Here is a 25363-nt window from a genome sequence, read left to right on the forward strand (position 1 = left end):
GCGCTATGCCGATCAAGGTGCTGGTGGTTGACGACTCGGCGCTGATCCGTGCCCTGCTCAAGGAAATCATCGACAGCGACCCCGCACTCAGCTGCGTCGGTTGCGCTCCTGATGCCTATGTCGCACGAGACATGGTCAAAGAGTTTGCTCCCGAGGTGATCACCCTCGACATCGAAATGCCGCGCATGGATGGCCTGAGTTTTCTGGAAAAGCTCATGGCCGCTCGCCCAACGCCTGTAGTGATGATTTCCTCACTGACCGAAGCCGGGGCCGAAGCCACCTTTCGCGCCATGGAGCTGGGGGCAGTGGACTTCGTCGCCAAGCCCAAACTCGGCATCCGCGAAGGCATGCAGGTCTATGCCGAATTGATCTGCCACAAAATCAAAGTCGCTCGTCACGCCAGTATCAAGCGGATCCGTTGCGCCCCTGGGCAGACGTCCAGCGCACCCCTGCACGCACCATTGCTGAGTACCGAGAAGGTCATCGCCATCGGCGCTTCCACCGGCGGCACCGAAGCGATCAAGCACGTGCTGTTGCAGATGCCTGCCAACAGTCCCGGGATCGTCATCACCCAACACATGCCTGCCGGCTTCACCCGCTCGTTCGCCGAGCGCCTGGATCGCATGTGCCATATCCGCGTCAGCGAAGCCCAGGGCGGCGAGCGCATCCTTCCCGGCCACGCCTACATCGCCCCCGGCGGCTACCATCTGCTGGTCGAGCGCTCAGGCGCCAACTATATAGTGCGCCTGGATCAGGGCCCTGCCGAACATGGTCACCGCCCCGCCGTCGACCCGATGTTTCGTTCGCTGGCCCGCTGCGCCGGGCGCAACGTGATAGCCGCATTGCTGACGGGCATGGGCAAAGATGGCGCCAGCGGCATGAAGCAGCTACGCGAAGCAGGCGCCCACACTCTCGCTCAGGACGAGGCCAGCTGCGTAGTCTACGGCATGCCTCGCGAGGCGGTGGCGCTGGGTGCTGCCGATGAGGTCAAACCTCTCGAGGAAATCGCCGCCAGTCTGTTGCAACAGGCCCGCCAACGCGGCAGCGGCAACCGTGTCTGATTCGCGCCGCTATCGATGACCACAGCGGCCTATGCCGCGCGCTCCCCCGTCACAGCACAGCAGCGCCCATGCCATCTTTGAGTAGTCGATTGCGCCGTTTAGCAGCCAAATAGCTGCACATTAGCGTCGCTCTGTTATACTCGGGCCTTCCCGCCAGGCTTGCGCCCGGATGCTAGCCCCCAGTGGTCAGCAGTACCGGACGGGATTGCGCCCCCCCAAACGCGCGATTCAAGCCAGGCAATACACCCCATAGGGCCTCGCCCTCACTAGACAGGATTTCACATGTCCTTTGCCTCCCTCGGTCTCTCCGAGGCTTTAGTCCGTGCGGTCGAATCCGTCGGCTACACCCAACCCTCGCCGGTGCAACTGCGGGCCATTCCCGCCGTGTTGCAAGGTCGTGACCTGATGGTGGCGGCCCAGACGGGTACAGGTAAGACTGGCGGCTTCGCCCTGCCGATTCTCGAACGACTGTTCCCCAACGGTCACCCGGATCGCGAACATCGCCATGGCCCTAAACAACCGCGCGTGCTGGTGTTGACTCCCACCCGCGAACTGGCCGCCCAGGTGCATGAGAGCTTCAAGGTCTATGCCCGCGATTTGAAATTCGTCAGCGCCTGCGTCTTCGGTGGCGTCGGCATGAATCCCCAGGTGCAAGCCCTGGCCAAAGGCGTCGATGTTCTGGTCGCCTGCCCGGGCCGCTTGCTCGACATGGCCGGACAAGGCTGCGTCGACCTGAGCCACGTCGAGATCCTGGTACTCGACGAAGCCGACCGCATGCTCGACATGGGTTTTATCCATGACGTAAAGAAGGTTCTCTCGCGCCTGCCGGCCAAGCGCCAGAACCTGCTGTTCTCGGCGACCTTCTCCAAGGACATCACCGACCTCGCGGGCAAGCTGCTGCACAACCCGGAACGCATCGAAGTCACGCCGCCGAACACCACGGTCGAGCGCATCGAACAGCGCGTATTCCGCACCCAGGCCAGCCACAAGCGCGCTCTGCTGGCCCACCTGATCACCGCAGGTGCCTGGGAACAGGTGCTGGTGTTCACCCGTACCAAGCATGGCGCCAACCGTCTTGCCGAGTACCTCGACAAGCACGGCTTGCCGGCCGTGGCGATCCACGGCAACAAGAGCCAGAATGCCCGCACCAAGGCCCTGGCCGAGTTCAAGTCGAACAAAATGCGCATTCTGGTCGCCACCGACATCGCCGCGCGTGGCCTGGACATCGACCAGCTGCCTCACGTGGTCAACTTCGAGCTGCCGAATATCGAGGAAGACTACGTACACCGTATCGGCCGCACTGGCCGTGCCGGGCGCAGTGGCGAAGCGATTTCGTTGGTCGCACCCGATGAAGAAAAACTGCTGCGCGGCATCGAGCGGATGACCAAGCAGAAAATCGCCGACGGCGACCTGATGGGTTTCGATGCCAGCACAGTCGAGGCCGAACGCCCGGAAGTACGCGAGCCGCAAAAGCCGCGCCAACCGCGTGGCGGCAGCCCAAGCGGCGAACGTCACGGTGGCGGCCGCAAGGACAAAGGCAAGGACAGCGGCAAGGCTAAAGCTCAGCCGGGGCGCCAGCAGCAGCCCCGTGCAGCTCGCCCTGCAGCACCAACTGCAGCGGCCGTGCCCACCCTGCCACCGGATCGCGCACCCGACGAGTTCCGTGATGACGAGATCGACAATTTTGGCAACCGTGTCGACTACGTCAGCCCGAACCAGAACAAGCAGCAGAATCGTGGCCGTCGGCCAGGTGCTGCGGCGACCGGCAATGGTGCTGGCCAGCCTCGCAGTCAGGGCAAAGGCCCGCGCAGCAATGCGGGTGGCGGTGCTGGTGCAGGCCAAGGCAAACGCCAAGGTTCGGGCGGCCAGGGTCGTAACGGCTCCGGCCGCGCGCGCCCACCGCGCGACAGCAGCACCTCGCTCAACCGCGACGAACTGCCGCGTCAGGAGCCTGCGGTCAAAAGCGCCCGCGACAAGCAACCGGTGATCGTGCATAAAGGCTCACGTAGTGACCGCCTGCCGACCCCGGAGCAACTCGACCAGTTGCAGAGCAGCCGCCCACGCGGCGAGAAACCAGCCCTGCTGACGCGTAACCGCGACAGCTAAGCTGCAGCACTGAAGACCCCGGCCTTCGCCGGGGGTTGTCAGCCGCACAGTAAAACGCCGACCTCAGGGTCGGCGTTTTTGTTGCAGCAAAATGAGCTTACTGACGAACACCTTCCACCGAAATGATCAGCTCGACTTCTTGAGAAGCTGGGCCGAGGTCTTTCTGGATATCGAAGTCTTTCAGCTTGAGCGTGGTGCTGCCGCTGAAACCGGCACGATAGCCGCCCCACGGGTCATCGCCCTGGCCAATGAAGGTGGCAGCGATGACCACCGGCTTGGTCACGCCATTAAGCGTCAGGTTACCGCTGATGTCGGCCGTGCCTTCGCCGGTGGATTTCACCGCAGTCGAGGCGAAGGTCGCAGTCGGATGTTTGTCGACGTTGAGGAAATCACCGCTACGGATGTGCTTGTCGCGCTCGGCATGGTTGGTGTCGACGCTTTTGGTATTCAGCGTGACATTGACCTTGCTGGCTTCAGGGTTCTTTTCATCGAAGCTGAAGCTGCCATCGAAATCCTTGAAGCTGCCATACAACCAGCTGTAACCCAGGTGGCTGATCTTGAAGTTGACGAAGGCATGCTGACCTTCGGTGTCGATGGCGTAGTCGGCGGCCATCGCAGAGCCTGCACCCAGCAGCGCAGTACCTAGGACCAGTGTGGCGAGGGTTTTCTTCAGCATGGAACATTCTCCTTGAGAGGTCGTACAGTCAGGCCGCGGGGTATCCCACTTGCCTGGGGAAAAGGCTTAAACGGATATCAACGACCGAACATGCGCAGCAAGGTGCGGTCTCGGTCAATAAAGTGGTGTTTCAGCGCTGCTAGCGCATGGATGCCGGCAAAAACCACCAGTGCCCAGGCCAGGTATTCGTGCACCAGGCCGGCAATATCTTCCTGGTCGGGAATACTGGTCAGGGTCGCCGGCACCTCGAACAAGCCGAACACGCTGATGCCACGCCCTTCGGCGGTGGAAATCAGGTAGCCGGACAGCATCAGCACGAACAGCCCCAGGTACAGAAACGCGTGGCCGAACTTACTGCCGAGACGGGTCAAGCGGCCATGCTCTGGCAGGCTGCTCGGCGATGGGCTGAACCCGCGCCAGAGCATGCGTACGAGCATGACGAAAAACAGCAAAATGCCGATGCTCTTGTGGATATCGGGCGCGGTTTTATACCAGCCACTGTAATAGTCCAGCTCGACCATCCAGTACCCCAGACCGAACAAACCGAACACCGCCAAGGCCACTAGCCAGTGCAGCAGAATGCTGACTGCACCGTAACGGGCGGAGGAGTTTCGCCACTGCATTACGAGGCTCCATATAAAGGCTCTGTTACCAGTAGCCGGTAGTAACCAAAGGAGAGCAAGCCTAGCAACAAATCTATCGATGAAAAGCGAAAAATTTCGCTACGAAATATCAAGAAATACGATCTCTACACCTGACATCCTGACGCCTCGACTGGATGCCGCGACATCAGCAGCAGTTCAGTCAGGCACCCTCGAATACCCCCGAGCCAAGTAGTGATGAGCCTAGCCACGCGCACGGTTCTTCTGCGCGTCAGGCGTGTCGTACCTCGGCAGCGACGCATCTGGTAGGCTTGCCGCAGATGATTGGGAGAGCGTTTCGATGAGCATGAATGACCACTGGATGCAACGCGACCTGAGCGTGCTCTGGCACCCCTGTACGCAGATGAAGGACCATGAGCAGTTACCGCTGGTGCCGATCAAGCGCGGCGACGGTGTGTGGCTGGAAGACTTCGACGGTAAGCGCTACATCGATGCAGTCAGCTCCTGGTGGGTCAACGTATTCGGCCATGCCAACCCACGCATCAATCAACGCATCAAGGATCAGGTCGATCAGCTGGAACACGTGATGCTCGCAGGCTTCAGTCATGCACCGGTGATCGAGCTCTCCGAGCGCCTGGTCAAGCTCACCCCAGCGGGCCTGGATCGAGTGTTCTACGCCGACAACGGCTCGTCCTGCATCGAAGTCGCGCTGAAGATGAGCTTTCACTACTGGCTCAACGTCGGCCAACCGGCAAAGAAACGCTTCGTCACCCTGAGCAACAGTTACCACGGCGAAACCGTGGCAGCCATGTCGGTTGGCGATGTCGCGCTGTTCACCGACACCTATAAGGCCTTGTTGCTGGATACCCTCAAGGTGCCGAGCCCGGATTGCTACCACCGGCCCGAGGGCATGAGCTGGGAGGCGCACTCGCGCGCCATATTCACCCACATGGAGCAATGCCTGGCCGAGCACCACCACGAGGTGGCAGCGGTCATCGTCGAGCCCTTGATTCAGGGCGCAGGCGGCATGCGCATGTACCACCCGGTCTACCTCAAGCTGCTACGCGAGGCCTGCGACCGTTACGGCGTACACCTGATCCATGACGAAATCGCCGTCGGTTTCGGCCGGACCGGAACGATGTTCGCCTGCGAACAGGCCGGCATCCGCCCGGACTTCCTCTGCCTGTCCAAGGCGCTGACCGGCGGTTACCTGCCGCTCGCCGCCTGCCTGACTACCGACCAGGTGTATCAGGCGTTCTACGACGACTATTCGACCCTGCGCGCCTTCCTCCATTCGCACAGCTACACCGGCAACCCATTGGCCTGTGCCGCGGCACTGGCGACCCTGGACATCTTCGAGCAGGACGACGTCATCGAACGCAACAAAGCCCTGGCCGCACGCATGGCCAGCGCCACCGCACACCTGGCCGATCACCCGCATGTCGCCGAGGTGCGCCAGACTGGCATGGCCCTGGCCATCGAGATGGTCCAGGACAAGACCAGCAAGACGGCCTATCCCTGGCAGGAGCGCAGGGGCCTGAAAGTCTATCAGCATGCCCTCGAACGCGGTGCGCTACTGCGCCCGCTGGGCAGCGTGGTGTACTTCCTGCCGCCTTATGTGATCAGCCCGGAACAGATCGACTTTCTAGCCGAGGTGGCCAGCGAAGGCATTGATATCGCCACCCGCGACTCGGTAAGCGTGGCCGTAGGCAACACCCTGTATCCGGGCTTTCGCGACCCGGGTTAACCACCCTACGGATATCGGTGCGCAGGAAGCAGCCTGCCGCTAGAATTTGCGCCTTTGACCCAGGTTCGCCCCTTATGCGCCTATCCCGTTTCTTTATCGACGCTCCTCTCGCCCTCGGCCAACATACGCTACCGGAAGCCCAGGCCCACTACATCGCTCGCGTGCTGCGGCATGCGACCGGTGACGCCGTGCAACTGTTCGACGGCAGCGGCCAGGAATACCTGGGCGAGCTGATTGAGGTAGGCAAGAAGCGCGTCTGCGTCGAACTCAGCGAAGCCTTCCCAGGGCTGGCCGAATCGCCACTGCAGATCCACCTGGGGCAGGGCCTGTCACGCGGCGAGCGCATGGATTGGGCGATCCAAAAGGCCACGGAGCTGGGCGCCAACCAGATCAGCCCGATTGTCAGCGAACGCTGCGAGGTGAGGTTGAAAGACGAACGCGCCGACAAGCGCATGGCCCACTGGCGTCAAATAGCGATCAGCGCCTGCGAACAGTGTGGCCGCTCGACGATTCCGCTTATCCATGCGCCGATTGGCCTGGACGACTGGCTGCAGCAGCTCGACGCCGAACTGAAACTGGTCCTGCACCCGGTCGCCGAGCCCCTGGCCAGCCACGCTCGACCGCAGTCATTGGCTTTCCTCATTGGCCCTGAAGGCGGCCTGACAGAAGCCGAAGTGGACAAAGCCAAAGCCCAAGGTTTCCACGCCGCCCGGCTTGGCCCACGCGTGCTGCGCACCGAGACCGCGCCAGTGGTGGCCCTGGCGGTCGCCCAGCAGCTCTGGGGCGACTTTTCATAAGTTCCTGTCGCCTTGATGTAACAAGATGTGATTTTTTGGGGTGGCAAGGCCGCCCGCCTCTGGCATCCTCTGCACCCCAATTGCGAGCCGCGGTCCACCCCGCACATTGCACTTGCCGAGACCGGTGCTCACCGCGCCGAACCTCTCTCCAATAATAATTCGCCAGGGGCATGCGCCTTTCCCAAAAGGAGGTCGCCGCACACCCTGGGCCCGAGGAGTACTGTATGAATGAACTGGTTAATTACCTCAACGGCCTCATCTGGAGTCCGGCACTGATTTATCTGTGCCTGGGTGTCGGCCTGTATTTCAGTCTGCGTGGCCGCTTCCTGCAGATTCGTCATTTCCGTGAAATGGCACGCCTGATATTCGCCGGCCGCACCGACAGCAATGGCATCACCTCCTTCCAGGCGCTGACCATGACCCTCGCTGGGCGCGTGGGTACCGGTAACATTGCCGGCGTTGCTACCGCCATCACCTTCGGTGGTCCGGGTGCAGTGTTCTGGATGTGGATGGTCGCCTTCCTCGGCGCCAGCTCGGCCTTTGTCGAGTCCACCCTCGGCCAGGTTTACAAGGAAGAGGTTCGCGGCCAGCACCGCGGTGGTCCGGCTTTCTTCATCGAGAAAGGCCTGGGCATGAAGTGGTACGCGGTGACCTTCGCCATCGTCACCATCTTCGCCTGTGGCCTGCTGCTGCCAGGCGTACAGGCCAATTCCATCGGCTCCGGCTTGCAGAACGCCATGGACATCCACCCCAACACCACTGCGGCGGTGCTGGCAATCATGCTCGGCATGATCATCTTCGGTGGAGTCAAGCGCATCGCCTCCTTCACCCAGGTCGTCGTGCCCTTCATGGCGCTGGGCTACATCATCGTCGCCTGTGTGATTGTCATGCTGCACATCGAGCAACTGCCTGATGTGATCGCCCTGATCTTCAAGAGCGCCTTCGGCCTGCAAGCCGGGTTCGGCGCCATCCTCGGCCAGGCCATCATGTGGGGCGTCAAACGCGGCGTGTACTCCAACGAAGCCGGCCAGGGTACCGGTCCGCACGCCTCCAGCGCCGCGGCCGTCAGCCACCCGGCCAAACAGGGCCTGGTACAGGGTTTCTCGGTCTACATCGACACCCTGTTCGTCTGCTCCGCTACCGCCTTCATGCTGCTGGTAACCGGCCAGTACAACGTGCAGGGTGCCGACGGTGAAGCGCTGTTCACCGGCATCGCCGGCGTCGCCGCAGGTCCGGGCTACGTACAGAACGCGATGGAGAACATCATGCCAGGCTTCGGCTCCTACTTCGTCGCCATCGCTCTGTTCTTCTTCGCCTTCACTACCATCCTCGCCTATTACTACATTGCCGAAACCAACATCGCCTACCTCACCCGCAAGGTAGATCGTCCTTGGCTGGCGCCGCTGCTTAAGTTCGGCATCATCGCAGCTAGCGTCTACGGCACCGTGAAAACCGCCGACCTGGCGTGGGGCCTGGGCGACCTGGGTGTTGGCCTCATGGCCTGGCTGAACATCGGCGCCATCCTGCTGCTGCACAAGGTGGCCTACACCTGCCTGAAGGACTACGAGGAGCAGAAGAAGCAGGGTCTCGACCCGGTCTTCGATCCCGAGAAGCTCGGCATCAAGAATGCCGACTTCTGGACCGACCAGAAACCAGCGGCCACACCCGACGCTATCGAACAGCCGCTTCCCGGCGCGCAGCCAGAAAGCGCTCGCTAAACCGCTGAACTAAAAAGCCCCGCCTGCCGCTCGCCCCTAATCAGGGCCGTTCGGCAGGCGGGGCTTTTTTATGTGGCGCCTGTCAGATCAATCCGGCATCTGCCAGCAACTGCTCCAATCCAATCAAATCGGGGATCTTCAGCACATCCTCACCGATGCTTACGGCATCCAGTTCCAACGGTGCGAGTGGCGCATCGGCGCGCACCAGGTCGGCCCCCACTTTCAGCGACCGCGGGATACCTTGCACCAGCAGGGCGATGAACTTTACCTCTGAGCGTCCACCGAGCGCATTGATCACCGCCACCCGCGCACCTGGTCCGATCTGCGCCTGTCCATTAGATGCCGCCTCGAACGACAACAACGGCAAGCGCAAGTCGCGCCAAGCAACCTGGCCGAGAAACCAGGCTGGCATGCCTTGCGTAACTTGCGGCGCACGGTAGGGAATCAGTTCGGCAACCGCTACGTTGGGCAGCAACAGAGTGCGGTCGGCCAACGGCACCAGCAGGCCTGTGAGGCTGCTGACAGTATTGGTGGAGGCTACGGCTTGGCTCATGAAAATGTCCTATACCGGGCTGCGCCGGAAATTAACTGCACTGCTCGGCCAGGTGATTGACCAGGGCTTCGGCCAGCTCGCGCGGGTCGGCGCTGTAACTGCTGTAGCCCCCCTCGCGCAGGCTGTCCGGCATACTCGAGGAGACGCAGGAGTCGGCACGCTGGGTCCAGATTGTGCCACCTTGGCGGCGCACATATGCCGCCGCGGCGCTGCCATCACTACCCATACCACTGAAGGCAATGACACCGCACAATCCAGAAAAGCACTGGGCCAGATTGAGCATCATCTGATCGATCGAGGGGCTATAGGGCTCAGGCCAGCCGCGTTCAGCGAGTTGCATGCAGCCATCCTCGGCAAAACCCAGCTCGTGCTTGATCGGTGCCACCACCACTTCCCCGCAGCGCACCAGGTCACCGTGCCGCGCAGGGTTGACGTGCCACTGACTGTGTCGACCGACGGCCTGCGGCAATGCCGACTCGAAACTGGCGTCGATATGCTGGGCGTAGACAAAGCCTACCGGCAGACCACCCGGCAGGGCATCGAGAAAGGCTTTGACCGCAGCCGGGCCGCCGAGAGAAGCCGCCAATAGCCAGACCTGCCGAGCAGGCTCGCCCGCCACCAGTGGAGTCGCAGCAAGTACCGCCGGGAGTTCCAAGCGCGCCGGGCGCTGAGCCTCGGCAAGCAAGGCTTGCAGGCTAGGCCCTACCGCTTGCGAGGGATCACCGACCAGCTTTTTCAGTTTGCCGAATAAACGACGCTCCCAGCGTGGATAATTCTCCGAATGCCGCTCCGGCGCATGACCTTCGCCAAACAGCACCGGCGCAGACGTGCTCTCGAGCAGACTGTCGACCAGCGGTGAATCATCCGATTGAGCCAGATCGACCAGCCACAGATCGACCTCGCAGGCGCCCAAGGTTTCTTCATCCAGGCGCGCAGGATCGCTGTTGAGCACCACCTGATAGCCACTGCCGGACAAGGCCTGTTGCAGCACATGGCGCTGCAGGGAAGTGTCGGCAATTATTGCAATCCGTGCCGCGCTTTTTTCACTCATGTGCGTTTGACCGGGTGGCGACCCACTAATTGTCCAATGGTGTCCAGCAACAGCGACTCCTGATAGGGCTTACCCAGGTACTCGTTGACCCCGATGGTCATCGCCCGCTCGTAGTGTTTCTCACCGGTACGTGAGGTGATCATGATGATCGGCAAGTCTTTCAGACGTTCGTCGTGACGCACCAGGGTCGCCACCTCGAAACCGTCCATCCGCGGCATCTCGATGTCCAGCAACATGATGTCGGGCTTGTGCTCCTGCAACTGGGCGATTGCATCCACCCCATCCTTGGCCGTCAGTACGTTCATCCCGTTGCGTTCCAGTAAGCGGCTGGTGACTTTACGCACGGTCACCGAATCATCCACGACCATGACCAGTGTCGGGCGATCCGCCTCGACTTCTGCCTCAGTCGCCACTCTGCTGGCCAGGCGTGGCTGCAACTGGCTCTGCAAGTGCGCGTGCAATACGCGGATAGTCGCCAACAGGTCGAGAATCACCACCACCCGACCGTCACCGAGGATGGTCGCCCCAGAAATACCATGCACTCCGGCGAACTGCGGCCCCAACCCCTTCACCACGATTTCGCGCGAGCCAGCCAGCGAGTCGACCTGCACTGCCACGGCGTGCTCACTCGAGCGCACCAGAATCACTGGCAACGGCAGGCTCTGGCCGATCAACTTGGGTTGCTGGCCGTTGTTCAGCAAGTCGCCCAGGTAACGCAACTCATACGCCTGGCCGGCATACTCGAAACGTGGCGCATCCGGCGCGTAGTAGGCCTCCAGCTCGTAGGGTGAAACCCGCACGATGCCTTCGATGGTATTCAGCGGAATGGCGTACAGGTCTTCGCCGGACAGCACCATCAACGCGCGGTTGACCGACACGGTGAACGGCAGGCGGATCGTGAAGGTGGTTCCGGCGCCCAGGACCGAGTCGATGCTCATCGCACCACCGAGCTGTTTGACCTCGGAGTGCACCACATCCATGCCGACGCCGCGCCCGGAAATCTGCGTAACCTGCTCGGCCGTAGAGAAGCCGGCCTCAAGAATGAACTGGAGAATTTCATGGTCGGTCAGGTCCGACTCCTGGTCCATCAAGCCTCGCTCGATGGCTTTTCGGCGCACCGCATCCAGCTTGATGCCGCCGCCGTCATCGGCCAGAGTCAGGACAATATCGCCGCCCTCACGCCCCAGGCTCAGGCGAATCGTGCCCTGCTCAGACTTGCCGCTAGTACGCCGCACCTCGCTCGACTCGATGCCGTGATCGACCGCGTTACGCAACATGTGCTCCAGCGGCGCCACAATACGCTCAAGTACGGCACGGTCCATCTCGCCTTCAGCGTTGCCAACGACGAACTCCACCTGCTTGCCCAGCTCGCCGGCGACCTGCCGAACGATACGTCGCAAGCGTGGCAGCAGGCGGTCGAACGGCACCATGCGAGTGCGCATCAGGCCCTCTTGCAGCTCGGTATTGACCCGTGCCTGCTGCAGTAACAGGGTTTCCGCGTCGCGGTTGCGCGCCGCCAGTGTTTCTTTCAAATCGAGCAAGTCGGACGCCGACTCGAACAGTGCGCGCGAAAGCTGCTGCAGCTGCGAGTGTCGGTCCATTTCCAAGGGGTCGAAATCTTCGTAGCCCGAACGCTCGGCCTCGGCTTGGTAGCGGCTGATAATTTGCGCCTGAGTCTCAATATCCAGACGACGCAGCTGATCGCGCACACGATCGATGGTCGATTCCATCTCGCTCAGGGTGAAGCCGAAGTCACTGACCTGCTGCTCAACCCGACCACGGAAGATCGAGGTTTCACCGGCCAGATTGACCAGGCCCTCCAGCAACTCCGCCGGTACCTTGACCAGCTCTTGTGGCGCTCGGCGAGCGGCGGTTTCCTGGGCGGCCTCCTGGGCACGACGAACGAACGGCAGAACCTTCTCCACCAACTCTTCGGCTGGCATAGCGCTGGCGGCGACAATTGGTGCCACCAGCCCCGGCGTGACAGCCGGTGCGGGCTTGACCACCCCTTCGCCAGCAGACGGGGCTGCAGTGTCAGCGACCTGGCTGTTTTGCAGACGCTGGCGCAGCTGGTCGAGCTCTTTCTGCAGCCCTTCGAATCCAGACTGTACATCCAGGGCCAGACTTTCCGGCCAGGGCGCACCGTTTGCCTGGGCCTCGGTCAGATGTTGCTCCAGATCATGGGTCAGATCGCCCAGTCGTCTCTGCCCGGCCAGGCGCGCGCCACCCTTGAGAGTATGCAGAATACGCAGCATGTCATCGACCGCCGCGCCTTCCCCACGGTTACCCTCCCAACGGCCGATGGCAGTCTCCATGGCCTCCAGCAGGTCATCGGCCTCTTCCAGGAATATCTCGAGGATATCCGGCTCGGCATCGTCCTGGCCTTCGGCAGCGGCCTTGAGCTGAACCGCGGACGGCATACTCAGTTGCTCATCCGGATTGGCGCGGAAACGCTTGATCGTCGCAATTAGCGAGTCGCCACTCGGTATAGCGCGCTTATCGCGCAAAGCCTCAAGCATCTCCGCTAAGCTGTCGTGACAGGCCTGAAGCAAGCCGAACAAATCAGCACTGGCACGTAAGCGCCCGCCACTGAGCCCCTCATAGAGAAACTCCAGCTCATGGGCGAGATCGCCGATTTCGCCAACTTCCGCCATTCGTGCCCCCCCCTTGAGGGTGTGCAGGTCGCGCAGCAGGGCTTCCAGCTCGAGGCTGTTGTCGACGTCATCCATCCAGCGCTGCAGGGCGGCACCGGAGCTGTCAATAATCTCTAGCCCTTCTTCGAGGAAGATTTCGACCAACTCAGGGTCGCGCTCATCCTCTACTGCCGGCTCGGCCGCTTGCTCACAAATCGGTTCCAACCCTGATGGCTGCAGTTCGGCGGCATCGGCCGCCATGCTCAGGTCGAGCGCTTCGGGGTCTATCTCGGCTTCGACCTCAACAGTCGTCGGCAGCTCTTCTTCCAGACTCAGTTCGGCTTCGTCTTCGTCTTCGGCTTCGTCTTCGTCTTCGGCTTCGGCTTCGGCTTCGGCTTCGGCTTCGGCTTCGGCTTCGGCTTCTAATTCAGCCTCAGGCAGAGCCATCGCACTCGACAAGCCTTGCCTGCCGACTTCGCGGAAGGTACGAATTGCCTCGATCAACTCCAATGGCAGCGGCAGTTCGACCCGCTTTTGCAACAGTTCGAGCAGTTGAGTCAGTCGATCATGACTTTGCTGCAGCAACTCGGCGAGCTCGGGACAATGGCTGTAACGGCGATCCAGCAAGCCTTCGTACAGCGACTCCAGTTCGTGGGCGAGGTCGCCAATCGGACGAATCTCGGCCATCCGCGCACCGCCTTTGAGGGTGTGCAGGTCGCGCTGCAAGGACGATAGCGCCGCCCTATTATCAGGTTCGGCAAGCCAGCGCTCCAGCGCCTGGCCCGCACTCTCCAAGATATCCACCGCCTCTTCGAGGAAAATCGTCACCATTTCCTCGTCCAACGCTTCATCCGCACTGGGCGCGGAAAGCGCCGTGGCATCGAGCACGGGAGCGGAAACTGCATCATTCTGGACATCTTCATCGACCTGCTGGTCGATTTGCGAGAGCACCTCGGTCTCACCGTCCGACTCCCACAGAGCCTGTTCAAGCGCTGCGGTAGCGGCATCCAGCTCGACTATCTGCATGCCCGAGTCGCCGGTGGTGGACAGCAGCGCCAACGCGCTCGGATCCAGCGCCTCATCGAGCAAGCTGCGTAGCGCGTCGACACACTCAGGCTGAGCACTGACCTGCAGGCCGGCAGCGACCTGATCCATCATGCTGATCAGCGCCTCATGGGCCAGTTCGACTTCACTGAAGAAGCGCTCACTGACCGCCAAGCGGCCCTCTTCAACGGCGCCATAAAGGTCGAGCAAGGCCTCGCAGAGCTCGTCGATCTGCGGTAGCTCGGCCATGTCCGCACCCCGCCCCAGGGTGGTCAGCTCCTCCAATAAGGCACTGAGCTCCTGGCGCTCGGACGGATGCTCACGCCAACGGCGCAGCAACTCTTCGGCATCCAGGAGAATGTCCATGCCCTCGGCGAGGAAGATGCTGATCAGTTGCGGGTCGCGGTGTTCGCCTTGCTCGTTCTGGCGGTTGCTCAGCGCAGTGTCCAAACGATCCTGGTGTAGCTTCTGCGTGCGCTCAAGGAATTCCGGAGCCCCCGACAACGGCGCCAACGGTTGGTTGTCCAACTGCTCCAGGCCGCTGCGGAACAGATGTTCAGCGCTGCTCAATAGCTCCGCCTCAGCCAGATCCATAGGAATCAGGTTGGCTTTGAACTCTTTGACCAGCTTTTCCAGCGGTGCGGCGATCTCGGCCACCGGCAGAATTCCGGCCATGTAGGCACTGCCCTTGAGCGTATGCAAGGCACGCTGCAGGTTGTCAGTCACCGGCTGCGGTAGTTCCTGAGCGCAATCGGCCAGAAACCCTACCAGCGTGTCGAGATGGGACTCTGCCTCATTACGGAAAATCTCCAGCAGTTGCGGATCAAGCGCTTCTACGCCGTCCTCAACAGTCGCAACAGCTGCTACTTCACCCGCTGGATCGGCTAGCTGAGCAGCCGGAGCGTCTTGCCTAGGAAGGCTCTGGCCTTTGGCCAGCGCATGGGCAGTAGCGGCGAGCAGGTCGACATCATCCCGCTGGCGCTGTGCGTTCGAGGCGAACTCATCGACCAGTGCCGGCATCAGCGCCACTACGTCGGCAATCACTTGCTGGACCTCGGCCCCAGGTTCAATGCTGCGTTCCAGCACCCGGTTGAGCAGGTTCTCAATCGACCAGGCCAACTCGCCGATGACCAGCGCGCGAACCATGCGGCCACTGCCTTTGAGTGTATGGAACGCGCGGCGTACTTCGCTCAGAGCCTCTTTGTCATCGGTATTCGCGCACCATTGCGGTAAATACTCGGCAATGGTCTCCAGCACTTCGCCCGCTTCTTCGACAAAGACCTCCAGCAGCTCTTCGTCTATTGGCTCTTCATCGGCCGGCGGCGGCAGCAGGCTCGGTGGAATGTCCTGCGCCGGCGGATTGATCGCCTGCGTCGGCGCGGCCATCACATCGGCCATCGACAGCGGCTGTTCCTCGGTCAGAGGCTCTTCATCCACGACTGGCTGGGCACTCGGCAACTCGACTTCCGGCAACTGCATGGCTGCCAGTTCGGCTTCATCCCAATGCTCAGGGCTGTCAAGGTCGTCAAGGCTGAACTCTTCCAGCTGCATATCAGTGCCGTTCGAAGCGCTTGTCTGCGCTTCATTCAGCCCTTGGGCTGGTAACGTGTCGCTGGCTGATGGCTCGGCATCGAAATCGATCAACTCGAGCTCGGTATCTAACGACTCCAGGTTCGAGCTGCCGGCGTTACCGGCCGTCACCTCGTCTTCAGCGGCCAGTGCGTCGAGCTCAGCATCGGCGTTACTCGGGCGCTCCAGCGGCTCTACAGCGAACGACTCCGAATGCTCCGCAGTCGGTGCCTCAGCAGCCTCATCCGCTAAAGTTCCGGCCGGCTCATCGGAGAGGACTTCGATATCGTCCAGCGGATCGGCGAGCGGCGCCGCTGCGTCTGCCTGCGACTCGACGCGATCGAGAATAGACGGCTTATCTTTCAACGGGTAGCCCAGTGCTTCCAGGCTCTCTTCGGCCACATCGAGAATCAGGTCGCCCTGGCTCGAATTGTCTTCGGCCAGTCGCTCCAGGTAATACTCGACGCTGGTAATGGCATCGGCCAAGGTGTCGAGGTTCTGCCAGTTAGGCACGGCCTTGCGCGCCAGTAACTGCTCGACAATGTAGCGGTTGCAGGCCTTCAGCAGCGCGGCTGCACGCTCTAACGGAATCATCGCCAAGCCGCCGCGGACCTGAGTCAATAGCTCGGGGACGCGCGCCAGGTGTTCGTGGTTCCACTGCGAGGCAATAAACTCGATGATCGCGTCTTTGGCCTGCTCCAGGCCGCTGCGCGCTTCCTTGATCACCAGTTGGTGGATCTGCGCCACGTCGGTGGTCGGCAGGTGGCTCTCTTCACGGCCGCCCTCTTCTGCCGGACCAACCATGCCGGCCAGGGTTGCCTCGACGTAGAGCAGCGCACCGGCCACATCCATCAGCACCGCGTCACTCGGCTCTCGCTGGCCGCAGGCCAGGCCGTGAACCACATCGATCTGGTCGACGATCACTTTGCGCGGCTGACCGAAACCGAGAACCGCCAGGGTATCGGCGATTTGCTTGAGTGGTGCCAACAAGGTATCCAGTTCGGCGACCTGGTTGCGATCGCTGCGCACGAACAGGTCGAGGCTGTCCTTGACCCGCACCAGCTCTTCACACAGCGCGCCGACCACTGAACGCATGGCATCGCGGTCAGGGCCGGCCAAGCGTGCACGCTCCTCGTCCACGATGTCGCTAGCCGGTAGCGCATCATCGAGGCGGTACTGTTGTTTCAGCGCATTAATTCGCGGCGACTGGGCCGGCGCCTTGGCTATGTAGAACAACAAATTCTTGATCAGCTCGTCGGGTGCCGGCTGATTGATACCATCGGCGCCTTGCTCCAGCAGGCGTTTCAACTGTTTATCCACCTGACTCATCAGGCTCCGCACCGAGGAGCTGCTGGCTACACTGCCATTGGCCAGCCCCTCGACCATTCCCGAGGCGATCCGCCACAGCGGGCCGAGTGGTGCGTCTTTGCACAAGACTTCGAGACGCGCGAAAACTCGCGCCATATAGCCCAGATTGGTCGGCATATCCTGATTACGGATCACCCCGACCAAGGCCACTTGCAGCATCTGCCGCAGCTTGCGCAGCAGCACCGGTAGTTCTACCGTGCGCAATTCGGCCAAGGACTCGACCGACAGCGCCGGCAGGCGATCTGACATGTCCGGGGCGAACAGGCTGGTTTCCGAGAGCAGTTTCTCGCCACGGGCAGCCCGCAGGTCGTTGAGCAGTGGCAGGACGACCATGGGCAGGTCGCGACGCGCAGTCTGGATGCGATCGAGATAGACCGGCAGTTGCAGGATCGCCTGCATCAGCACTTCCAGGGCTTCGTTGAGATTAGCCACGCGGCCTTCCATCAACGCCTGCGCCAGTTGCTCCATCTCTTCGGCAAGCAACGCAGCTCCATAGAACTCCACCATTTGCAGAGTGCCATGGACCTGGTGCACATAGGTCAGGCAGAAGCGCATGCGCGTCGGATCCTGTGGATTCTCGACGAATCCCTCCAGGGCTTGACGCGCCTGTTTCAGGGTTTCCGCAATTTCGCCCTTGACCCACTCCAGGGCGACATAATCGTGTCGATCCCCCATAGCCACTCCACTCATAAAGCCCTATCCCTTGCGGGTAAACGCCAGCACTTGTGTGTCGGCCACCGGGATCAACTCCGGATGCTGCCAACCGACCACTTCACCTACCCCCACCACCAGTAGACCACCCGGCGCCAGGCATTCAGCCAGGCGGTTGAGGATCTCACGGCGCCGCCAGCGGCGAAAATAGATCAACAAGTTCTGACAAAAAATGACGTCCATACCGGACATTGGCGCCTTGGCCAGTTCCAGTACATTGAGCTTGGCGCAACACACCCGCGCTGCCAGCCTCGGCACTACCTTGAAGCGTCCATCGGACTCGGGCGCGAAATAGCGCTGACACAAGTCCGCATCCAGTTCTTCCAGCTTGCGCGCGGCATACTGAGCCTCACGAGCCTTGCTCAGCGCGCTGAGGCTGATATCGGTGCCGGTCACACCGAAGTAGTCGGGCTGTGGCGTATCACGCAGCACCTCGGCAGCGCTAATCGCCAACGAATACGGCTCCTCACCGCTGGAGCAACCCACACTCCATAACTCCAAGGGCCGCGCCAGCCCTAGCTCCAAGCGTTCCCGCAGGTAACGCTCGAGCGCCTCGAAAGACGCTCGATGGCGAAAGAAACGGGTCTCCTGCACGGTCAACCGATCCAGCAAAGTCGACCATTCCACGGCGCCCCGAGGACCATCGATGATCTGCCGGTGGTAGGCGGCGTAGTCCGTAACCCCCAGTTCACGCATTCGGGCAGCCAGGTTGATTTGCAGAAACGTCCGGCGCTGCTCATTGAGCACCAGGCCGATACGCTCTTCGAGCAACCCTTGCCAGGTGCGAAACTCCGTAGCGGACATATCCACCACCGGTTGCAAGGCCCAGCCCCCTGACTGCATGTCGTGCCCCTCGCTCATCGGCGCATGCCTCGGACGGCGACCGTTTCAGGCCGCCGCATCACACCGGCTTAAGCCTGCTCCCCAGCTTCCGGCAGGGTAAAGCCGGAGACCGACTTACGCATTTCACTGGCCATCTTGGCCAGGTTACCAATGCTCTTGGCAGTAGCCGTAGTACCGGACGAGGTCTGCGAGGTGATCTCCTGGATCACGTTCATGGTGTTGGAAATATGCCCGGCCGAAGAGGCCTGCTGGCGCGCCGCGTTGGAGATGTTCTGAATCAAGGCCGCGAGGGTCTTGGATACCTTCTCGATCTCTTCCAGGGCGACCCCGGCATCCTGCGCCAAGTGAGCACCGCGCACCACTTCCGAGGTGGTCTGCTCCATCGAGATAACCGCTTCGTTGGTGTCGGTCTGAATGGTCTTGACCAGGGCCCCGATTTGCTTGGTCGCCGCCGACGAACGTTCCGCCAGACGCTGGACTTCGTCCGCTACCACGGCAAAGCCGCGGCCCGCATCACCAGCCATGGAGGCCTGGATCGCCGCATTGAGGGCGAGAATGTTGGTCTGGTCGGCAATGTCGTTGATCAGGCTTACAATGTCACCGATCTCCTGAGACGATTCGCCGAGGCGCTTGATCCGCTTCGAGGTGTCCTGGATCTGCTCACGGATGTTATCCATGCCGGTGATGGTGTTGTGTACGACTTCGTTACCCTTGTTGGCGATGGCTACCGAGCGCTCCGCTACCGCGGAGGACTCCGAGGCGTTCGCCGATACCTGGTCGATCGACACGGCCATCTCGTTAATTGCCGCGGAAGCCCCGGCAATTTCCTGGGCCTGGTGCTCTGACGCTTCGGCCAGATGCATGGCAGTGGCCTGGGTTTCCTGGGCGGCGCCGGCTACCTGAACGGCGGTCAGGTTGATCGTCGCAACCAGGTCACGCAACTGGTCGATGGAATAGTTGATGGAGTCGGCGATGGCCCCGGTGAAGTCTTCGGTTACCGTCGCGGCCACGGTCAAGTCACCGTCGGCGAGGTCGGCGATTTCGTCGAGTAGTCGCAGAATCGCCGTCTGGTTACGTTCGTTCTTTTCGGCAGTTTCCGCCAAACGACGGCTGGTTTCACGCACCATGACGATGCCGATCAGGATGATCGAAGCCAGCGCCAAAAGACCCAGAAGGTAACCGATGACAGTGTTCAGGGCGCGACCGGCAGCCAAGTTGTCGAAGCCGACGGCCAGATCCGAAGCCTTATCCAGCAGAGTCTGCGACACGCTGAAGATAACGTTCGCCGACTCGCGAACCTGGAACAACTCGGGCGAAGTCTCGAGAATTTCGTCCACAGAACCGGAGACGAACTCAAACAGCTCGGAGATTTCTGCCAAACGCTCAAGGGCTTCCCCGTCGGTCACCTTGGCAATTTCCATCGCGGCGTTGCCTTCGAGCATGGCGCTCAGCACCCGACCGAACAGGCTGGCATCGCGACCGAACATATCGGCAGCCTGCACCGAGTCTTCGTCACCGGCCAGTACCTTGTTCACCGAGCCGAGGATTCGTTCGGCGAGCAACGACTGGCGCTGGGCCACCGAGACCTGGGCCGCTGGCGCACCACTTTCGAGAAGGATGTCGACCACTTCTTCGTACTCGACCTGCAACTGCGGAATGGTTTCCGCGAGCGTCGCGGCCACCTGGTGCAGGGAGAGAACGGTTTGTTCGCTGGCCAGAATGGCGTCGGTGTTCTGCCGCAAACTGTCCCAGTCCTGCTGCACGGCCGTCATCTGCGTTTGTACGGCTTCCGGAGCTGACGGCACGCCGCTTGCCTCGTTACCGTCGGTCAGATACCCCCAGCGAGTCAGGAAGTCGTTACGCGCCTCGCGCAACAGACCGAACGCTGCCGGAGTACCAGCCGCCGCCTCTGTGGCGTTCTTGGCGATACGCTGGGACAGAACGCGCAGTTCGCCGGAGTGGCTGATGTATTCCGTATCGTAGTTGGACTGCGTGTTGATATAGGCGAAGTTCGCGAACAACAACACGATGGAAACGATCAGGACGATAAACAGTCCTGCGATCAACGTGCTGCTACGCGTACCTGCGAATAAATTGCCTGCGTTTAGTTTTTTCATTATCTGGCCCCCGCCTGGACCGACCGCACTACGGTTTCCATGTAACGCCAAAAGGCCGGCAATGCCGACCCCACCGAAAAGCTGTTAATACGCAACGTCGAGAAATCGCTGATGCTGGGCCAGTGCATGTGGACTGAACACCAACCAGGCTTGCTCACGTTGAAATACCCCGTGGATAAACGGCTGAATAGACGCCTCGAGCAACGGTAGCTGCTCGGAAAAGGTATCTACAGGAAAATGTTGCATGCCGAACACTTCATCGACCGTCAGACCGGCGAAGACATCCCGGTGATCGACCACCAGAACCCGACGCTGCTTGCGTAGCGGCGACAACTCCGCGCCGAAAAAGCCACACAGGTCCATCACCGGTAGCAAACGGCCACGCACGTTTGCGACACCTTTGACCCAGCTTTTTACCCCAGGCAACAGGGTATAGCGCGGCTCGTGCAGTACTTCACCGACTTCCCCCATCGGTGCGACGAACAGACGCTCGCCCATACGAAAACCGATCCCGCTCCAGGTTTGCATGGTGGCCTGCTGCGAAGGCAAGCCAGCCGCCAACGCTCGACAACGCTGGTCGATATCGAGGAGGGTTTGAAAAGGTGTTTGCGCGTCCGACATGCCAACCGTGGCCTTCTTGTTATTTAATTGCGGACCGGCCTGGCATCAGCCGACCAATACCGCATTAAGGGTTTTCAGCAACGTGGCTTCATCGATCGGCTTGGTCAGGTAGTCTTTAGCACCCTGGCGCTTGCCCCAGACCTTGTCGGTTTCCTGGTCCTTGGTGGTAACAATGATCACCGGGATATGGCTGGTGTCGGCATCCTTGGTCAACTGGCGAGTCGCCTGAAAGCCATTGAGGCCGGGCATGACGATATCCATCAGCACCGCATCGGGTTTTTCCTGACGCGCCAGGGCGACGCCGTCTGCGCCATTTTCCGCCTTGAGCACTTGATGGCCATGTTTCTCCAACATGGCGGTCAGCTTGTACATCTCGGTCGGTGAGTCATCAACAATCAGAATTCGAGCCATGGTATTTCCCAATACATGAAGAGGCGTCTAGGGCTGAACCGCCAGACGTCAGGAGGCTTGATCCACCGGAATGAAATCGGGCACATGGGCCTTGATCGCACCGAGCAACTCTTCTTTGCTGAAGGGTTTTGTCAGGTACTGATCGGAGCCGACGATGCGCCCCTTGGCCTTGTCGAACAGGCCGTCCTTGGAGGACAGCATGATCACCGGAGTGGACTTGAAAGCGCTGTTGTTCTTGATCAGGGCGCAGGTTTGATAACCATCTAGCCGTGGCATCATGATGTCGACAAAAATGATACTCGGGTGGGTATCGGCGATCTTTGCCAAGGCATCGAAGCCGTCAACGGCCGTAATCACCTCACAACCCACCTTCTTTAGTAGGGTTTCTGCGGTGCGCCGAATCGTCTTCGAATCGTCGATCACCATCACCCTCAAACCTTCGGAATGCTGTTCCATGTTTGCCCTACCATCGCCTCGGTGAGTCGTTATTTTTGCGTTACATCAGTGCGCCTGAGGCCTTACCATCGACGGGCTGCAACCCAATCGTCGGGCCTTTTTAGCACACTCTCCAGATGCAATCCATAAGCCTCGGAAGTGCAAGGTTTTTTCCTTGACCGCCTGACCTGTCAGCGCCACCCTGACGCCACACGCTAGTTTCGACAGCCTTTAGTTACAGTCCTTCACGGAGAATTCCCATGAGCGTCCGCCTCGGCATAGTCATGGACCCCATCGCCCAGATCGCCTTTAAAAAGGACAGCTCGCTGGCCATGTTGCTGGCCGCCCAAGCACGCGGCTGGTCACTGTTCTATATGGAGCAGCAAGACCTCTACCAAGCCAAAGGCGAAGCACGTGCCCGGCTCAGCCCACTGTCCGTTTTCAACGATCCGCAGCACTGGTTCGAACTAGGCAGTGAGCGCGACGTAGCGTTGACCGAGCTGGACGTGATCCTGATGCGCAAGGACCCACCCTTCGATAACGAGTTCGTCTACTCCACTTATCTGCTTGAGCAAGCCGAGCAAGCCGGCGTACTGGTGGTCAACCGCCCGCAGAGTCTGCGCGACTGCAACGAAAAGCTGTTTGCCACCCAATTCCCCCAATACACCCCGCCAACCATTGTCACTCGACGGGCCGACATTGTGCGCGAGTTTGCCAAAGAGCAGCGTGACATCATTCTCAAACCCCTGGATGGCATGGGTGGTTCTTCGATCTTTCGTCATCGCGAGGGCGATCCGAACCTCTCGGTGATTCTGGAAACCCTGACCGTCCACGGCACTCAACAGATCATGGTGCAACGTTACCTGCCGGCTATCATCGACGGCGACAAGCGGATCCTGATGATCGACGGTGAGCCTGTCCCCTATTGCCTGGCGCGCATCCCGGCCCACGGCGAAACCCGCGGCAACCTGGCCGCAGGCGGTCGTGGCGAGGCGCGTCCGCTGACCGAACGCGATCGTGAGATCGCCGCCGCCGTGGGTCCGACCTTGCGCGAAAAAGGCCTGCTATTCGTCGGCCTGGATGTGATCGGCGAGCACCTGACCGAGATCAACGTGACCAGCCCGACCTGCATCCGCGAGATTGACGCCGCCTTCGATACGCAGATTGGTGAACGCTTGATGGATGCGATTGCCGAGAAGCTCAATGCGCGCAGTGCTTCATAGACTTTTGCCTGAGCCCTCGGCAGACTGCGTGGCAACCTGAACTGACCTGACACGCGATGACCGCAGCCGCCCCAAAACTTACCTCCAGCGCCGCCGACATTCGCCCGGCGGACCGCCTGGGGTTCACCCTGTTTCTCGCCGCCGCACTGCATATCGCCCTGATCCTCGGCCTGGGCTTTACCCTGGCCGAGCCCAGCCAGGTCAGCAAAACCCTGGAAATCACCCTGTCGACCTTCAAAAGCGAAGAGCAGCCGAAAGAGGCCGACTTCCTCGCCCAGGACAATCAGCAAGGCAGCGGCACCTTGGAACACAAGGCAGCACCGAAGACCACCGAACAGGCGACGTTCCAGGACACCCAAGTCAAACGCGTCACCCCACCTGCGGCGCCACGACAGCCTACGGCCCGCCAGGAAGCGCCGAAGGCCGCGGTTGCCACCCGCAAACCCCAGCCACAGAAGACCCCAGTCAAGCGCGAAGAGGTCAAAGCGGCGCCACAGACACCCCCGGCACCGGTGTTCGACAGCGCACAGCTGTCGATGGAAATTGCCAGCCTGGAAGCCGAACTGGCCCAGGATATCCAGCTGTACGCCAAGCGCCCGAAGATCCTCCGCCTGAACGCTGCCTCGACCCGGCGCGACAAGGGGGCCTGGTACAAGGACGAATGGCGCAAGAAGGTCGAACGCATCGGCAACCTCAACTACCCGGACGACGCGCGGCGCAAGCAGATTTATGGCAGCTTGCGCCTGTTGGTGTCGATCAACCGCGACGGCACCTTGTACGAAGTGCAGGTACTGGAGTCCTCAGGCCAGCGGCTGCTCGACCAGGCGGCACTGCGCATCGTTCGCCTGGCTGCCCCTTACGCACCCTTCACCGGAGATCTGGCCGATGTCGACCGCCTGGAAATCATCCGCACCTGGCGCTTCGAGCGCGGCGACCGGCTATCGAGTAACTGAGTACGCACCCCAGTTCTCCCCTCCGCAGCTCCTCCTGACAGCAACAGCGATTTGCGTTTTGACTTCCAGCCTCAGGCCGCAAGCTTTAAGCTAACGGACATGAAAGACGCCAGCCCCAGCTACCTCAAGCACCACTTCCTGATTGCCATGCCGCACATGGCCGATCCTAATTTCGCGCAGACCGTCACTTATCTGATCGAGCACAATGAACAGGGCGCCATGGGCCTGGTGATCAACCGCCCGAACGGCCTCAACCTGGCCGATGTGCTGGAACAGCTGCGACCGGAAAGCCAGCCCCCTGCCCAATGCCAGGACCTGCCGATTTTCTCCGGCGGCCCGATGCAGACCGACAGGGGCTTCGTCCTGCACCCGGCCGGCCCTCAGTTTCAGGCCACCCTGGACTTGGGCGAGCTGGGCCTATCCACCTCCCAGGACGTGCTGTTCGCCATTGCCGACGGCAGCGGCCCGGAAAAATACCTGATCACCCTCGGCTACGCGGGCTGGGATGCCGGACAGCTGGAGAGCGAACTGACTGACAATGCCTGGCTGACCTGCCCTGCCGACAGCACCATTCTCTTCGACCTGCCCTTCGACCAGCGCCTGGAGGCCGCGGCAGCGCGCCTGGGGGTCAACCTCAGCCTGCTCACCTCGCAAGCCGGACACGCCTGATGGCCGACGCCAACAGCAAACCGTTACGCCTGTTACTGGGTTTCGACTACGGCAGCAAACAGATCGGTGTCGCCGTGGGTCAGGCCATTACCGGCCAGGCCCGCGAACTGTGCGTACTCAAGGCACAAAATGGCGTGCCGGACTGGCAGAAAGTCGAAGCCTTGATCCGCGAGTGGCAACCGGACGCCATAGTCGTCGGCTTGCCGCTGAATATGGACGGCACGCCGAGCGCGATGAGCGAACGTGCGGAAAAATTCTCCCGCCGTCTCAACGGCCGCTTCAATCTGCCCGTACATACCCATGACGAACGCCTGACCACCTACGCTGCCAAAGGCGAACGCCAGCAGCAAGGACAACACGACGGCTACCGCGAACGTCCGGTCGACGCCCTCGCTGCTGCGCTGCTGCTCGAAGGCTGGCTGGCCGAACACAGTCCAGGCTGACACCGGCTCAGG

General features: G+C 61.1%; 19 protein-coding genes. 9 read left to right on the plus strand and 10 right to left on the minus strand.

Annotation, left to right across the window (positions count from 1 at the left end; genetic code table 11):
- Positions 1–5 precede the first annotated feature (5 nt).
- Together TMS3_RS01155 and TMS3_RS01160 are read left to right on the plus strand one after the other, a co-directional pair.
- Positions 6–1061 carry a protein-glutamate methylesterase/protein-glutamine glutaminase gene (locus TMS3_RS01155; protein WP_025163402.1) on the plus strand — a complete coding sequence of 352 codons (1056 nt, stop codon included), beginning with the start codon at positions 6–8 and terminating at the stop codon, positions 1059–1061.
- A 282-nt stretch (positions 1062–1343) separates the two neighbouring features.
- Positions 1344–3167, plus strand: a complete 1824-nt coding sequence (locus TMS3_RS01160) for a DEAD/DEAH box helicase (RefSeq protein WP_025163403.1) — start codon at positions 1344–1346, stop codon at positions 3165–3167.
- Positions 3168–3264: 97 nt separating this feature from the next.
- Here TMS3_RS01160 and TMS3_RS01165 read toward each other — a convergent pair whose 3' ends face one another.
- Positions 3265–3843, minus strand: coding sequence for a YceI family protein (locus tag TMS3_RS01165; protein ID WP_025163404.1), 579 nt, complete (start codon positions 3841–3843; stop codon positions 3265–3267).
- A gap of 77 nt (positions 3844–3920) precedes the next feature.
- The gene (locus TMS3_RS01170; protein ID WP_025163405.1) at positions 3921–4466 is read right to left on the minus strand and encodes a cytochrome b; all 546 of its coding nucleotides are present in this window, start codon (positions 4464–4466) and stop codon (positions 3921–3923) included.
- A 319-nt stretch (positions 4467–4785) separates the two neighbouring features.
- Here TMS3_RS01170 and TMS3_RS01175 point away from each other — a divergent pair, with 319 nt between their 5' ends.
- The 3 genes from TMS3_RS01175 to TMS3_RS01185 all read left to right on the plus strand — a co-directional run bounded on the left by TMS3_RS01175 (position 4786) and on the right by TMS3_RS01185 (position 8707).
- Entirely contained in the window at positions 4786–6192 is a 1407-nt protein-coding gene (locus TMS3_RS01175; RefSeq protein ID WP_025163406.1) for an adenosylmethionine--8-amino-7-oxononanoate transaminase, read from the plus strand.
- A gap of 74 nt (positions 6193–6266) precedes the next feature.
- Positions 6267–6989: a 16S rRNA (uracil(1498)-N(3))-methyltransferase gene (locus TMS3_RS01180; RefSeq protein WP_025163407.1), complete on the plus strand. Its 723-nt coding sequence runs from the start codon at positions 6267–6269 to the stop codon at positions 6987–6989.
- A 224-nt stretch (positions 6990–7213) separates the two neighbouring features.
- Positions 7214–8707 (plus strand): alanine/glycine:cation symporter family protein, encoded by a 1494-nt coding sequence (locus tag TMS3_RS01185; protein ID WP_025163408.1) that lies wholly within the window; start codon positions 7214–7216, stop codon positions 8705–8707.
- A gap of 82 nt (positions 8708–8789) precedes the next feature.
- Here TMS3_RS01185 and TMS3_RS01190 read toward each other — a convergent pair whose 3' ends face one another.
- The 8 genes from TMS3_RS01190 to pilG all read right to left on the minus strand — a co-directional run bounded on the left by TMS3_RS01190 (position 8790) and on the right by pilG (position 22084).
- Entirely contained in the window at positions 8790–9260 is a 471-nt protein-coding gene (locus TMS3_RS01190; protein ID WP_025163409.1) for a chemotaxis protein CheW, read from the minus strand.
- 31 nt (positions 9261–9291) lie between these two features.
- On the minus strand, positions 9292–10311 hold the full coding sequence (locus TMS3_RS01195) for a chemotaxis protein CheB (protein WP_025163410.1): 1020 nt from the start codon (positions 10309–10311) through the stop codon (positions 9292–9294).
- Complete coding sequence (locus tag TMS3_RS01200; RefSeq protein WP_025163411.1) at positions 10308–17600, minus strand: Hpt domain-containing protein; 7293 nt, start codon at positions 17598–17600, stop codon at positions 10308–10310. The genes TMS3_RS01195 and TMS3_RS01200 overlap by 4 nt, the downstream gene beginning before the upstream one ends.
- A 21-nt stretch (positions 17601–17621) precedes the next feature.
- The gene (locus TMS3_RS01205) at positions 17622–18479 is read right to left on the minus strand and encodes a CheR family methyltransferase (RefSeq protein WP_025163412.1); all 858 of its coding nucleotides are present in this window, start codon (positions 18477–18479) and stop codon (positions 17622–17624) included.
- 68 nt (positions 18480–18547) lie between these two features.
- On the minus strand, positions 18548–20596 hold the full coding sequence (locus TMS3_RS01210) for a methyl-accepting chemotaxis protein (RefSeq protein ID WP_025163413.1): 2049 nt from the start codon (positions 20594–20596) through the stop codon (positions 18548–18550).
- An 84-nt stretch (positions 20597–20680) separates the two neighbouring features.
- Entirely contained in the window at positions 20681–21217 is a 537-nt protein-coding gene (locus TMS3_RS01215) for a chemotaxis protein CheW (protein ID WP_025163414.1), read from the minus strand.
- A 45-nt stretch (positions 21218–21262) separates the two neighbouring features.
- Positions 21263–21628: a twitching motility response regulator PilH gene (pilH, locus tag TMS3_RS01220; RefSeq protein ID WP_025163415.1), complete on the minus strand. Its 366-nt coding sequence runs from the start codon at positions 21626–21628 to the stop codon at positions 21263–21265.
- 48 nt (positions 21629–21676) lie between these two features.
- Positions 21677–22084 (minus strand): twitching motility response regulator PilG, encoded by a 408-nt coding sequence (pilG, locus tag TMS3_RS01225; RefSeq protein WP_025163416.1) that lies wholly within the window; start codon positions 22082–22084, stop codon positions 21677–21679.
- A 239-nt stretch (positions 22085–22323) separates the two neighbouring features.
- Between pilG and gshB the strand changes: the two genes are divergently transcribed.
- The 4 genes from gshB to ruvX all read left to right on the plus strand — a co-directional run bounded on the left by gshB (position 22324) and on the right by ruvX (position 25351).
- Entirely contained in the window at positions 22324–23286 is a 963-nt protein-coding gene (gshB, locus tag TMS3_RS01230) for a glutathione synthase (protein WP_025163417.1), read from the plus strand.
- A 56-nt stretch (positions 23287–23342) separates the two neighbouring features.
- Positions 23343–24239: an energy transducer TonB gene (locus tag TMS3_RS01235; RefSeq protein ID WP_025163418.1), complete on the plus strand. Its 897-nt coding sequence runs from the start codon at positions 23343–23345 to the stop codon at positions 24237–24239.
- A 99-nt stretch (positions 24240–24338) separates the two neighbouring features.
- Positions 24339–24908, plus strand: a complete 570-nt coding sequence (locus TMS3_RS01240; protein WP_025163419.1) for a YqgE/AlgH family protein — start codon at positions 24339–24341, stop codon at positions 24906–24908.
- Complete coding sequence (gene ruvX, locus TMS3_RS01245; RefSeq protein WP_025163420.1) at positions 24908–25351, plus strand: Holliday junction resolvase RuvX; 444 nt, start codon at positions 24908–24910, stop codon at positions 25349–25351. Before TMS3_RS01240 ends, ruvX begins: the two co-directional genes overlap by 1 nt.
- Positions 25352–25363 lie beyond the last annotated feature (12 nt).

The organism is Pseudomonas taeanensis MS-3 (assembly GCF_000498575.2).
In the GTDB taxonomy this organism is placed as follows: domain Bacteria; phylum Pseudomonadota; class Gammaproteobacteria; order Pseudomonadales; family Pseudomonadaceae; genus Aquipseudomonas; species Aquipseudomonas taeanensis.

Bases quoted from the DNA above. Each gene is read 5' to 3' on its own strand.
- TMS3_RS01170 (WP_025163405.1), bottom strand. From the start codon at position 4,466: ATGCAGTGGCGAAACTCCTCCGCCCGTTACGGTGCAGTCAGCATTCTG.
- TMS3_RS01205 (WP_025163412.1), bottom strand. From the start codon at position 18,479: ATGCAGTCAGGGGGCTGGGCCTTGCAACCGGTGGTGGATATGTCCGCT.
- TMS3_RS01160 (WP_025163403.1), top strand. From the start codon at position 1,344: ATGTCCTTTGCCTCCCTCGGTCTCTCCGAGGCTTTAGTCCGTGCGGTC.
- gshB (WP_025163417.1), top strand. From the start codon at position 22,324: ATGAGCGTCCGCCTCGGCATAGTCATGGACCCCATCGCCCAGATCGCC.
- TMS3_RS01200 (WP_025163411.1), bottom strand. From the start codon at position 17,600: ATGGGGGATCGACACGATTATGTCGCCCTGGAGTGGGTCAAGGGCGAA.
- pilG (WP_025163416.1), bottom strand. From the start codon at position 22,084: ATGGAACAGCATTCCGAAGGTTTGAGGGTGATGGTGATCGACGATTCG.
- TMS3_RS01165 (WP_025163404.1), bottom strand. From the start codon at position 3,843: ATGCTGAAGAAAACCCTCGCCACACTGGTCCTAGGTACTGCGCTGCTG.
- TMS3_RS01155 (WP_025163402.1), top strand. From the start codon at position 6: ATGCCGATCAAGGTGCTGGTGGTTGACGACTCGGCGCTGATCCGTGCC.
- TMS3_RS01215 (WP_025163414.1), bottom strand. From the start codon at position 21,217: ATGTCGGACGCGCAAACACCTTTTCAAACCCTCCTCGATATCGACCAG.
- TMS3_RS01240 (WP_025163419.1), top strand. From the start codon at position 24,339: ATGAAAGACGCCAGCCCCAGCTACCTCAAGCACCACTTCCTGATTGCC.
- pilH (WP_025163415.1), bottom strand. From the start codon at position 21,628: ATGGCTCGAATTCTGATTGTTGATGACTCACCGACCGAGATGTACAAG.
- TMS3_RS01190 (WP_025163409.1), bottom strand. From the start codon at position 9,260: ATGAGCCAAGCCGTAGCCTCCACCAATACTGTCAGCAGCCTCACAGGC.
- TMS3_RS01210 (WP_025163413.1), bottom strand. From the start codon at position 20,596: ATGAAAAAACTAAACGCAGGCAATTTATTCGCAGGTACGCGTAGCAGC.
- ruvX (WP_025163420.1), top strand. From the start codon at position 24,908: ATGGCCGACGCCAACAGCAAACCGTTACGCCTGTTACTGGGTTTCGAC.
- TMS3_RS01235 (WP_025163418.1), top strand. From the start codon at position 23,343: ATGACCGCAGCCGCCCCAAAACTTACCTCCAGCGCCGCCGACATTCGC.
- TMS3_RS01180 (WP_025163407.1), top strand. From the start codon at position 6,267: ATGCGCCTATCCCGTTTCTTTATCGACGCTCCTCTCGCCCTCGGCCAA.
- TMS3_RS01195 (WP_025163410.1), bottom strand. From the start codon at position 10,311: ATGAGTGAAAAAAGCGCGGCACGGATTGCAATAATTGCCGACACTTCC.
- TMS3_RS01185 (WP_025163408.1), top strand. From the start codon at position 7,214: ATGAATGAACTGGTTAATTACCTCAACGGCCTCATCTGGAGTCCGGCA.
- TMS3_RS01175 (WP_025163406.1), top strand. From the start codon at position 4,786: ATGAGCATGAATGACCACTGGATGCAACGCGACCTGAGCGTGCTCTGG.